Annotated in this window: 8 protein-coding genes; all 8 read left to right on the forward strand. The window is 67.0% G+C overall.

Annotation, left to right across the window (positions count from 1 at the left end):
* Window positions 1-42 precede the first annotated feature (42 nt).
* Complete coding sequence (locus NGK70_RS16715) at window positions 43-1,338, forward strand: DUF7008 domain-containing protein (protein WP_251969630.1); 1,296 nt, start codon at window positions 43-45, stop codon at window positions 1,336-1,338.
* Window positions 1,335-1,772, forward strand: coding sequence for a hypothetical protein (locus NGK70_RS16720; protein WP_251969631.1), 438 nt, complete (start codon window positions 1,335-1,337; stop codon window positions 1,770-1,772). Before NGK70_RS16715 ends, NGK70_RS16720 begins: the two co-directional genes overlap by 4 nt.
* Window positions 1,772-3,130 (forward strand): tyrosine-protein kinase family protein, encoded by a 1,359-nt coding sequence (locus NGK70_RS16725; RefSeq protein ID WP_251969632.1) that lies wholly within the window; start codon window positions 1,772-1,774, stop codon window positions 3,128-3,130. Before NGK70_RS16720 ends, NGK70_RS16725 begins: the two co-directional genes overlap by 1 nt.
* A gap of 104 nt (window positions 3,131-3,234) precedes the next feature.
* Window positions 3,235-4,638: a KAP family NTPase gene (locus NGK70_RS16730; RefSeq protein ID WP_251969633.1), complete on the forward strand. Its 1,404-nt coding sequence runs from the start codon at window positions 3,235-3,237 to the stop codon at window positions 4,636-4,638.
* A gap of 115 nt (window positions 4,639-4,753) precedes the next feature.
* Entirely contained in the window at window positions 4,754-6,319 is a 1,566-nt protein-coding gene (locus NGK70_RS16735; protein WP_251969634.1) for a Fic family protein, read from the forward strand.
* Between the two features lie 100 nt (window positions 6,320-6,419).
* Entirely contained in the window at window positions 6,420-7,673 is a 1,254-nt protein-coding gene (locus NGK70_RS16740; RefSeq protein WP_251969635.1) for an AAA family ATPase, read from the forward strand.
* The gene (locus NGK70_RS16745) at window positions 7,670-8,434 is read left to right on the forward strand and encodes a hypothetical protein (RefSeq protein WP_251969636.1); all 765 of its coding nucleotides are present in this window, start codon (window positions 7,670-7,672) and stop codon (window positions 8,432-8,434) included. The genes NGK70_RS16740 and NGK70_RS16745 overlap by 4 nt, the downstream gene beginning before the upstream one ends.
* 14 nt (window positions 8,435-8,448) lie before the next feature.
* Window positions 8,449-12,135: a DUF6079 family protein gene (locus tag NGK70_RS16750; protein ID WP_251969637.1), complete on the forward strand. Its 3,687-nt coding sequence runs from the start codon at window positions 8,449-8,451 to the stop codon at window positions 12,133-12,135.

Genomic DNA, 12,135 nt, shown 5'->3' on the forward strand with positions numbered 1-12,135 from the left:
AGGACTTGGCGAGGTTGGTGTCGAACTTCGGTGCGCCGGCAGATGATTGCCGGGCAGGAGGAGCTGGACTGGCGCTGCTACCGCCTCTACGGCCTGCTGCCGGCCAGCGTGGGCGGGGACGAGGTGGAGTACGCCGCGCCGGTGGGGGTGGCGCTGGGTGAGCGGGCCTTCGAGATCGTGCTGGCGCGCCGCATGGCCGCGGGCAAGGAGCAGACCACCTGGTTCGAGCGCCACGGCTCGACGCCCATCACCGACCTGCCGGCGCACTGGCCCGAGGCCTACCGCCGCGTGGTGCAGCGGCGCATCGAGCTGATCGAGAGCGACCGCAACCTCGGCCTGATCGAGCGCCCCGAGTACAAGCGCCGCTGGAACAGCCCCAGCTGGCAGGAGCTGGAGCAGGCCGCCCTGCGCGAGTGGCTGCTCGACCGCCTGGAGGCCCCGGCGCTGTGGCCCGCCAGCGCCGACCAGCCGCCGCAGCTCACCAGCACGCGCCGCCTGGCCGACGCGGTGGCGCAGGACCCGGCGTTCATGCAGATCGCGGAACTCTATGCGGGCCAGGCCGGCTTCGACGTCCAGCGCCTGGTGGCCGAGCTGGTCAGCGCCGAGAGCGTGCCCTTCCTGCCCGTGCTGCGCTACACCGACACCGGCCTGCGCAAGCGCGCCCAGTGGCAGGCCACCTGGGCGCTGCAGCGCCAGGAGGACGCCATCGACGCCAAGGTCATCGCCGACAACGCCGACGCCTGGCGCGCCGAGCTCACCGAGCAGGCCCGCCAGCAGTTCGGCAGCGCCACCTTGGCCGACGCGCAAGCCTGGATAGCCCAGCAGCTGGCCGCCGAAATCGCCCGCCAGCAGGCCGAGGACAAGGCCCAGAAGATCGGCCCCATCCCCGTGCCGCCCAAGTACCAGAGCAAGGAGTTCTTGAAGGCCGACCTCTGGCGCCTGCGCGGCGGCCTGGACGTGCCCAAGGAGCGCTGGGTCAGCTACCCCGGCTCCGAGCGCGGCGCCGACGGCAGCACGCCGCTCGCCTGGGCCGGCTGGAACCCCCTGCAGCAGGCCACGGCCCTGGCCAGCTACCTGCTGGAGATGAAGGACAACGAAGGCTGGGAGCCCGAGCGCCTGCAGCCCCTGCTGGCCGGCCTGGACGAACTCGTGCCCTGGCTGCAGCAGTGGCACAACGACCCCGACCCCGCCTTCGACGGCGAGCGCATGGGCGACACCTACGCCGGCTTCATCGCCGACCAGGCGCGTGAGCTGGGGTTCACGCTGGAGGACTTGCGGGCGTGGCGGCCGGTGGCGGCGGTGAAGCGGCGGGGGGGGAGGCCGAGGAAGGGAGCATGAGCATGGCAAAACGACCGGTCGACTACACCGCGAGCTGCCGGCGCCACTGGCAGGATGCAAACACCCTGCTGGAGCGAAATGCCCGCCCGAATGCCGGCCAGCTGATCGGCCTGAGTGTGGAGTGCGGGCTGAAGGCAGTGCTCATCATTCGCCGCAGTGTCGAGGTGGCGGCCGATGGCAGCATCCGAGAAGACCTCCAGACCCATTTGCCGCGCATCGCCCAGCAAGCCCTGGAGATGACCACACTGGCCGATAGTCGGGCAGGCAGCGGGTTGCGCGCCGCCGTGCCCAGCCTGGGCAAGATGCATGATTGGCAAGTTGAGCACCGCTACTGGCGCCCAAGCGAGGTGCCATTGGACTCCTTGCCTCACTGGCAAGCGGCAGCACGCGAAATGCTGAACTACTTGGACAACGTGATTTCTGGAGACCTGTGATGACACCGCTGCGATTCAACGACGCGTTGCGACGGGCAGCAGCGGCCACTCGCAACGATGCGCTGCCCGCGCAGCCACCGGTGCGGATCATTCGCGACATCTACGGTCGGCTGCGCTTTGCCATCAATGCAGGGGAGGCCGACTATCCGGCCGAGGCCCGCAGCAGCCTGGAAGCAGCCCAGCAGACGCTGGGCGCGTACTCAGGCGGGGACGAGCTCCTGTTTCGCGACAGCTTCGCTGACCCGGACCGCATCTTCAACAGCAGCGACTGGCACACCACGGTGGTCGCCATGGGTGTCGATGAGGATGGGAACTCGCTGGGCGAGGTCGATGTGATGCTGCTGGACCGGCAGATCACCGGCCAAGACTGGATTCGCACCACCCGTGCCCCACGGCCTGACAGTGCGCCCCCTCGCGTGGTGTTTTACGGGCTCAAGGGGGGCGTGGGCCGGTCCACTGCGCTGTGCATGCTGGCCTACAGCCTGGCCCGGGAGGGCAAACGGGTGCTGTTGCTGGACTTCGACCTGGAGTCACCGGGCTTGTCCGGGCTGCTGCTGCCCTCCGACCGGGTGGCCGGCTTCGGGCTGGTGGACTGGTTCATCGAGGACGCGGTGCAGCGCGACGATTCGGTGCTGCTCGATCTGGTGTCGGACAGCCCGCTGGCCGAGCTGACGCGCGGCCAGATCCGGGTGGCTGCCGCGATGGGCCAGGGCGAAAACGCCTATCTGGCCAAGCTGGCGCGGGTCTACGCCGACGTGCCGAGCCCCACCGGCCCGGAGCGGTTTGCCCAGCGCATGGCACGCCTGGTGGCAGCGCTGGAAGCGCAGGAGCGCCCGGACATCGTGCTGATCGACAGCCGTGCCGGCCTGCATGACCTGGCGGCAATCTCGATTGCCGGTCTGGCGGATTTGGCGCTGCTGTTCGCCACCGACAGCGAACAGAACTGGCAAGGCTACCGGCAGCTCTTCGAGCATTGGCGGCAGCGGCCCGAGGTGCTGCGCGGTGTGCGCGAGCGACTGTGGATGGTGCGAGCGATGTTCCCGGAGTCGGATCAAGAAGCACGCTTTCAGCGCTTCCTGGAGCGCTCTTATGACCTGTTTGCCGACCACCTCTACGACGAGATCCAACCGACACGAGCGGACGATGAACCGCCTGATGCTGGAGCGAGTGAGCCATTCTCCTTCCCAATGGACAGCGACGCCGCGCCCCACTTTCCGTGGACGGTGCGCTGGAGTCCACGGTTCGTGGAGTTCGACGCCCTGTCACTGCGCAACCGAGGCGGGGTGGACGACACCGACATCGACCTGGCGTTCGGCCCGTTCGTGGAGCGTGTCAAGGAATCTATTTTCGGAGAATGACTGTGGATTTGACGAGAACCGACGTCACAAGGTTGCGAGCTGCAGTCTCAGAGGGTTTGCCTGCAATCGATCAAGCTGGCGCCGCTGTGGAACAGGGGCCTGCCATGACCTATGTGCCTCCGGCCCATGCACAGGCGCTGGATGCAGATCGCTGCATCGTTGAGGGCATTCGCGGTGCCGGCAAGAGTTTCTGGTGGGCAGCGCTGAACTCCGAGCCCCATCGCAGGCACATCGCACGGGCATTCCCCGACGCCCACCTGAGCGATGCCATCATCGTCAAGCAGGGCTTCGGGGCGGCGTCAGGTTCGTTGGACGCGCCCAGCCAAGATGTGCTTGCCGCCCTGCTTGCGAAACGATTCACTCCACGAACTATTTGGCGGGCTGTCGTGGCGCGCCAACTGGATTTTCAGAAACCGTTTCCTCGCATCGGCGCACGGGGCATCGAACCCTGGGAAGCCCGGACCGCCTGGGTAAGAGACAACCCAGAGTCCTTTGACGAGATGTTGATGGCCTGCGACAGAGGATTATCCGAGCGTACTCAAAGAATACTGATCCTTTTTGACGCGCTGGATCGCTTGGCAGAAACCTGGCAAGAAATCAGGCCCTTGGCCAAGGGCCTTTTTCAGGTAACTCAGGACCTACGCTCAACCCGAAACATCCGGTTGAAGCTGTTCGTGCGGCCCGACATGTTGGAAGACAAGATGATCACGGGCTTTCCAGACGCTTCGAAGCTGCTGGGCCGACGTGCAAGCCTGACTTGGCGCAAGGTAGATCTGTACGCGTTGTTCTTTCAATGCGCAGGGAATGCATCCACAGGTGGGACAGTATTTCGGAAGCTTTCGGGTGACATATTGGGTAACCGCAGATGGTCACAGACCGATGGGATCTGGACATTGCCCGCTGACCTGCGCAGCGACGAAAAGGTACAAGAAAAGGTGTTTGAGGCGATCGCAGGCACGGTCATGTCGGCTTCCCCCACCGGACTGAAGCGGGGCAAGCCTTACAAGTGGGTGGTCAACCACCTGCAGGACGGTCGCGATCAGGTCAGCCCCCGCAGCTTCTGCGAGGCGCTGCGACTGGCTGCGCAGCGCTCGCGCGACGACTTCGAAGACTCTGACCTGCCGCTGCACTACAAGGCGCTGCAAGCGGGTGTTCAGGCGGCCTCGAGAGTGCGCGTTGATGAACTGGTCAACGAGGACTATCCGTGGATTCAGCTGGTGATGGACCCGCTGCACGGCAACCTGTCGGTTCCTTGCCCGCCGCAGGACATCATGAACTTGTGGCTGCAAGGGGGCGTGATCGACTCTCTAACCGAGCACCTGAACTCGGGTGGCGCAGCGGTGAAGCTACCGCCGCAGCACTTGGATGAACGTGAAGAAGGAGTGCTGCGGGACCTGACCGAACTGGGACTTATGCAGACCTTGTCGGATGGTCGCATTCAGATGCCGGATGTCTACCGAATCGCCTTCGGGCTGGGACGTCGGGGTGGGGTCAAGCCTCTGAAATAGAGATAGAGCGCGGTGCGCATGATGGGTTCGAGGCCTGCGGCGGCACACCGTATCAGAAAACATCGCCACCTCGATGAAAACAACGAAATGTTGAGGGCGATATCAAGAAAATGAGGTGTCGGCAGTGATCGGCTACGAATGGCTGCTGGAGCACATCACGCTGAGGATGCCCCCAGTGCTTCGACCCGCTCAGGTGCGCCCGGTCACCCGCATCGAGCGCATGGCGGACGTGCTGGCGGTGCCCCGCCACGTGGCGCCGGCCGAGGGTGCGTCGCTGCTGGACCAAGTGCTCTTCGCGCTCAAGCACGAGGAGATGCAGTTGGCCATCCTGGTCGAGGCCCTCAGGCTGGTGACGGCCGAGGAACTCGGCGCAGCGCTTGCGGCCCAGCGCACCGGCAGCTACCTGCGCCGCGCCGCCTTTCTCTGGGAGAAGGCGCATGGCCGCGAGCTGCCGCTGCCCTGGGACACCACCGGCGGCAATTACATCGACCTGTTCGACAGCGCCAGCCACTACGTCGGTCCCGTGTGGGAGCGCAGCCCGCGACTGCGCGTGAACTTCAACGGCATCGGGCCCTTTGACTACTGCCCCGTGGTGCGGCGCGATGAAGCGCTGGAGCGGCGCGGCCAGCAGGTGCTGGAGCGGCTGCGCGCCTGGGCCGACGATGCAGGCAACCGCAGCACGCTCGACCGGGTGCTGAGCTGGGCCTACCTGTCGGAAACGCGGGACTCCTTCGCCATCGAGAACGAATCGCCCTCGCCGGACAAGGAGCGGGCCTTCCTCGGCGCGCTGGCCCAGTTGGCCGAGCACCAACCCGTGACCGAGGACTACCTGGTCAGGCTGCAGAACACGGTCATCACCAGCGCGCTGCGCATGGAGGTGGCGTTCCGCGACCAGCAGAACTGGCTGCAGCGCGGCGGCCACGGGGCGCTCGCGGTGCGCTACATCCCGCCGCCGCCCGGCGACCTGCCGGCCTTGATGGACGGCTGGATGGCCATGGCCAACAGCCGCGAGGGCGATGTGCCGCCCTTCGTGCGCGCGGCGCTGGTGAGCTTCGGCTTTGTCTTCCTGCACCCGTTCATGGACGGGAACGGCCGCCTGTCGCGCCTGCTGGCCCACCACAGCCTGAACCTGCAGCAGGTGCTGCCACTGGTCGGCGGGCAGCCGACGCTGCTGCCGCTGTCGGTGGCCATGAAGCGGCACGAGGCCGAGTACCTGGCGGCGCTGGAGGCCTTCAGCCGCCCGGCGCGCGGCCTGTGGGATGTGACCTGCCTGGCCGACAACACCTTCGCCTTCGACTTCCGCTCCTCGGCCAGCGCCTACGCCCACTGGAACGGCGAGGCCGCCGCGCGCTTCATCACCGACTGCGCCGAGCAGGCGCTGGCGCAGTCGCTGATCGAGGAAACACAGTTCATCCAGGCCTACGACCAGGCCTTCGACCGCATCGACCGCGAGTTCGACCTGCCCAACCGCACCATCAACCTGCTGATCCAGTGGATCCGCCAGAACGGTGGGCGCATGCCGGCACGCCGCCGCACGGCCGCGGAGCTGGCACTGGTGCCGCCGGCACACATCGACCGCATCGAGGCCATCGTGGCAGAGTGCTTCCGGCCACCCGCCGCCGAACCTGGCACGGCAACCGACACCGACGCCGACACCGACACACAGGCCGGCGCAGCCTGAGGGAGAAGCACCGCATGCCATTCATCCGAGACCTGAAGCCCACTCCAGAATGGAGGCAGCTCCAGTGCCACGCCGCGCTGCTGGCGCAGAAGGACGCCCCATGATCCGCAGCTTCTACATCGACAACTTCAAGTCGCTCGTCAACTTCCGCCTGCCGCCGGCGCCCCATGCGCTCGGGCCGTTCGTCTGCCTCGTCGGCCTGAACGGGGCCGGCAAGTCGACGGTGCTGCAGGCACTGGACTTTGTGGCGCATCTGGCCAGCGGCGACATCAAGGCTTGGCTCGAGCGGCGTGAATGGCGTGCTGCAGACATTGCAAGCAGATTCCTGAAGCGACAGCTGATTCATTTCAAACTGGAGTTGGAGGCTGCGCCGATCGGCGTCATCACATGGGAGGGGCAGTTCAATACAAAGCTCCTGCGCTGCACCAGTGAATCGGTCTCTGTCGGTGGCGAGGCCGTGCTGCGCATCAGCGAGCAGAAGCTATTCGCACGGATGCTTCCGCCAAAGCCATCGGTGCCGGCGCTCACTCGTATCTACGAGCTTCCCGGGCTGCAATACGAGGGCTCGACCCTTTCACTGCTGAAGGCAGGGCAATGGGATTGGGCGATCGAGGTACTTCGGGAGAGCTTGTACGAGCTGAAATCGCTCGACATGTTGTCCCCGCATGCCATGCGTCGCCGCGCCAAGGAAGGAAGTGACATCGGCTATGGAGGGGAGCGCCTGTCGGCTTATCTGCACGGCATGCGAAAGGAAGAAAAGGAAAGGCTTCTAGCTGCCGCCCGTGTCTTCTACCCTCAACTCGATAGCCTGACCACGCGGGCTGTGCAGGCTGGTTGGAAAGATCTGTCGATCGACGAACACTATTTGGATGCGGCCGGCAAACCGGTGCAGACGCCTTCCAGGCACGTCAATGACGGCCTACTGCGAACGTTGGCGGTTCTGGCCCAAAGTCAGTTGGGGGGGCACCTCAGCGGATTGCAGATTGCCGGGGTGATTGACACGGATGCTCCAGTGGCGAGCGTGCTGTTTGATGAGATCGAGAATGGCATCAATCCAGAGTTGGTACAGAAGCTGGTTGACCATCTGCTCCACGCCGGCCCGCAGGTCATCGTCACCACCCACAGCCCGCTGATCCTGAACTACCTGCCCGACGACGTCGCGCGGCAGGCGGTGATGCTGCTGTACCGCAACGAGCAGGGGCACACCCAGGCCGCGCGCCTGTTCGACCTGCCGTCCATGCAGGACAAGCTGGGTCTGCTGGGGCCGGGCGAGGCCTACGTTGACACGGACCTCAGCGCGCTGCCCATCGAGGCTCAGCGGCTGGCGCAGCAACCGTTGGAGGCATCTGCGTGAAGCTGATGCTGTCTGGGGAGGGACCGACTGACCTGGGCGTCATGCGGCCAGAAGCGGGTGGCACCCGGTTTGTGCCCGGTCCGATGGCCTGGATCGTCGACCGGCTCGCTGAAAACCGGTTGGGCTATTCATTGTTGGAGTTGGCCGAAGCGGGGGGCGACGCACTTCGCGTCGTGCACAAGACAGAACTGGCACAGCACGCCCGCAGTGGGCCGACGCTGCTGCCCGGTCTGAAGCGAGGCAAGGGCACGGCCTTCTACTTCCGCAATGCCCAAGTGCTGGGCCGCCTGGCGCAGACGCAGCAGGCCGAGTCAGGAGAGCCCGTGCTGGCGGTGCTGTTCCGCGATGGCGATGGAACCCGTTCGGTGCCGTCACATGAATGGCAAGACAAGTTCGATTCGATGGTCAACGGTTTCAAGCAGGCCGGGTTCGACGCGGGCGTACCGATGGTGCCGCGGCCCAAGTCGGAAGCCTGGTTGCTGTGCGGACTCAAGACACAGCCGTATCAGCACTGCGGCGAGCTGGAAGACGCACCCGGCAACGACGGCAGCCCGCACAACCTCAAGAACAGGCTGAAGGCGCTGAACGGTGGCATCGAACCAAGTGCGGACGTGCAGGCCGGCTGGATACGCGACGGAACGGTTGACCCGCGGCGCATTGATATGCCCAGTTTCGAAGCATTCCGGCGTGAACTGGACCGTGCCTGCGGCGCGGCATTGACCCGCAACACCAACGATAGGACACAGGCCGGCGCAGCCTGAGGGAGAACGACAACATGCCATTCATCCGAGACCTCATCACCATCCCCGAGCGGGTGCACCAGGGCGACTTCGTCCTCAAGCTGTCCGAGGGCGTGGCCCAGGCCGACCAGACGCTGCGCGACTACGTGGTCACGCCGGAGCTGGGCGCGGCGTTCAAGAACGCCCTGGGCTTCATCCAGCAGTCGGTGACCAGCCACAGCAGCAAGGCGGCCTACCTGCACGGCTCCTTCGGCTCGGGCAAGAGCCACTTCATGGCGGTGCTCAATCTGCTGCTGGCCGGCCACGCGCAGGCGCGGTCGATGCCGGAGCTGGCCGAGGTGGTGGCCCAGCTGGGCTGGGCGCAGGGCAAGCGATTCCTGATGGTGCCGTACCACATGATCGGCGCCATCGACATGGAGTCGGCCGTGCTGGGCCAGTACGCTGACCATGTGCGGCGCCTGCACCCCACCGCGCCGGTGCCGGGCTTCTACCTGGCCGAGGAGCTGTTCAAGGACGCGAGCGCGCTGCGCCAGCGCCTGGGTGACGAGGCCTTCTTCAGCAAGCTCAACGAGGCGCCTGGATCCGGTTCGGCCGGGGGCGATGGCTGGGGCGAGATGGAGGGCGGCTGGGATGCCATCAGCTTCGAGGCGGCCCTGCTGGAGCCGCCCGAGGGCGAGGAGCGCGGCCGGCTGGTGGGCGCGCTGATCAGTCAGTTCTTCACCGCTTACCAGGCCCTGGCCGGTGCGGGCGAGTCCTTCGTGCCGCTGGACGCGGGGCTGGCCATCATGAGCCGGCATGCGCGCGACCTGGGGTACGACGCGGTCATCCTCTTTCTCGATGAGCTGGTGCTGTGGCTGGCCAGCCATGCGGCCGACGTCAGCTTCGTCAGCCGCGAGGGCACCAAGCTGGTCAAGCTGGTGGAGGCCACGCATGCCGACCGGCCCATCCCGCTGGTCAGCTTCGTGGCCCGGCAGCGCGATCTGCGCGACCTGGTGGGCGAGCACCTGAGCGGCGCCGCCGGTGTGCAGTTCAGCGACGTGCTCAAGCACTGGGAGGCGCGCTTCCACCGCATCACGCTGGAAGATCGCAACCTGCCGGCCATTGCAGAGAAGCGGGTGCTGCGCCCGGTCAGCGACGAGGCGCGCAAGGAGTTGGCCAGGGCGTTTGACGACGTGCTGCGCCTGCGCCGCGACGTGCTGGACACGCTGCTGACCACCGACGCGGACCGCGACATGTTCCGCAAGGTCTACCCCTTCAGCCCGGCGCTGGTGCAGACGCTGATCGCGGTGTCGTCGGTGCTGCAGCGCGAGCGCACCGCGCTCAAGCTGATGCTGCAGCTGCTGGTGGACCGGCGCGCCGACCTGGAGCTGGGTCAGCTGATCCCGGTGGGCGACCTGTGGGACGTGATCGCCGAGGGCGACGAGCCCTTCTCCGAAGCCATGCGGCTGCACTTCGAGAACGCCAAGCGCCTGTTCAACCAGCGCCTGCTGCCGGTGCTGGAAGCCAAGGCCGGCACGACCTGGGAGGCGCTGCGCCTGGGCCAGGCGGAGCCTACGCGGGCCAAGGCGCTGCGCAATGACGCGCGCCTGCTCAAGACCCTGCTGCTGGCCGCGCTGGTGCCGGAGGTGGAGTCGCTCAAGGCGCTGACCGCCACGCGCCTGGCCGCGCTCAACCACGGCACCTTCAAGTCGCCCATCCCGGGTCAGGAGGCCCAGCAGGTGCTGCGCAAGCTGCGCGACTGGGCGGGAGAGGTGGGTGAGCTCAAGGTCACCGACGACGCCAATCCGGTGGTGTCCATCCAGATCACCGGGGTCGACCTGGAGCCGGTGCTCAAGGCCGCCGAGGTGGTGGACAACCCCGGCAACCGGCGCAAGACGGTGCGCGAACTGCTGTTCAAGGAGCTGGGCATCGAGGACAAGGGGGCCATGTTCCATCACTTCGAGCTGGTGTGGCGGGGCACGCGCCGCGAGGTCGAGGTGGTCTACGAGAACGTGCGCGAGATGGCGGACGACCGCCTGAAGGACCGCACCGGATCCTGGACGGTGGTGCTGGACATCCCCTTTGACGAGCCGCACCGCACGCCGGCCGATGACATCGCCCGTCTGGGCGAGTACCGCGGCGGTTCGACCCACACGCTGGTCTGGCTGCCGTCCTTCCTGAGCACCAAGGCCGAGGGCGACCTCAAGCGCTACGTGGTGCTCGACCACATCCTGCAGGGCGAGCGCTTCGACACCTACGCCACCCACCTGTCCTTCGTCGACCGGGTGCAGGCCAAGGCGCTGGCCAAGAACCAGCGCGATTCCCTGCGCACCAAGCTGATTGGCCACCTGGAGGTGGCCTACGGAGTGCGCAGCGAGCCGCGCGACTCGATCACGCATGAGCTGAGCGCGGAGCAGCAGTTCCGCTCGCTGGACCCCACGCTGGCGGCGCGCCCGCCGGTGGGCGTGAACCTGCAGGCGGCCTTCGAGAACCTGCTGGACCAGCTCTTCACGCACCGCTGGCCGGGCCACCCGAATTTCGACACCGAGATCAAGGGCACGCTGGTGCGGCGCCTCTGGCCGGAAGTGCGCGCTGCCATCGAGGCGCCGCAGCACCGCGGCCCGGTGGCGGACGCGGGCATGCGCAAGCTCCTGCGCTCGGTCGTCAACCCGCTGCGGCTGGGCCAGATGGGCGAGACCCACCTGCTGGTGGAGACGACCTGGCAAAGCCACTTCGCGCAGCAGCAGGCCCTGGACGCGCAAGGCGGGCCGCTGACAGTGGCGCGGGTGCGGCGCTGGATCGACCAGCCGCGCGCGATGGGCCTGCCCACCGAGCTGCAGAACCTGATCATCCTGGCCTGGGCGCAGCAGACCAACCGGCGCCTGGTGCTCAACGATGGTCCCTACGAGGCCGAGGTCGACCGCCTGGCCGACGAGGTGGAGCTGCGCGAGCAGACCCTGCCGGCGCCGACCGACTGGGAGCGTGCCATCCGGCTCGCCGGCGAGATGCTGGGCGTGGTGGCGCCGCAGACCCTGAGCGCCGCCAACGTGGGCAAGCTGGTCGCCGACGTGAAGAAGGTGGCGCGCGAGCGTCGCCCGGGGGCCAACGCCCTGGTCGATGCCTTGCGTCCCCGCTGCGAACGCTACACCGGTGGAACGGCAGGCGCACGCTGGCGCACCGCGCGCGCGTCCCAAGCCGCGCTGGCCGCCCTCGCCGGGACCGACGAGGCCGCGCTGGTGGCCACGCTGGCGCAGCTGGAGATCGACACCTCCGAAACGGCCATGGGGCGCTCCATCGCTCAGGCCCAGAGCATGGCAGACACCCTGGCGGCCACGCGCTGGCCGCTGTTCGACGCCGTGGGGCGCCTGCCCGACCAGCGCGCAGAGGATGCCAAGGCCCTGTTGGCCGACCTGTCGACACTGCTGGCCACCGACGAGTACGTGTCAGCACTCAAGCCCGGGCTTCAGGGGCTGGAGCAGTCGGCCACCGAGCTGCTAACAGTCCCGGTCACATCCCCGCCACCAGTACCGCCGCAGCCACCGTTGCCGCCGCAGGCCCCGACACCGGCACCTAGCCCCGTGCAGGAGCCGGGCGTCGAACTGGTAGGCGAGGCCACCAATGTGGTGCTGGACGCCCATGCGGCCACCAGCGCACTGGCTCAGCTGCAGGAGACGCTGGCTGGTGATGACGCGCTGGAGCTGACCCTGAGCTGGCGCCTCGTGCGGCGGAGGAAATCGGTGTGA

It is taken from the genome of Sphaerotilus microaerophilus, from assembly GCF_023734135.1.
In the GTDB taxonomy this organism is placed as follows: domain Bacteria; phylum Pseudomonadota; class Gammaproteobacteria; order Burkholderiales; family Burkholderiaceae_C; genus Sphaerotilus; species Sphaerotilus microaerophilus.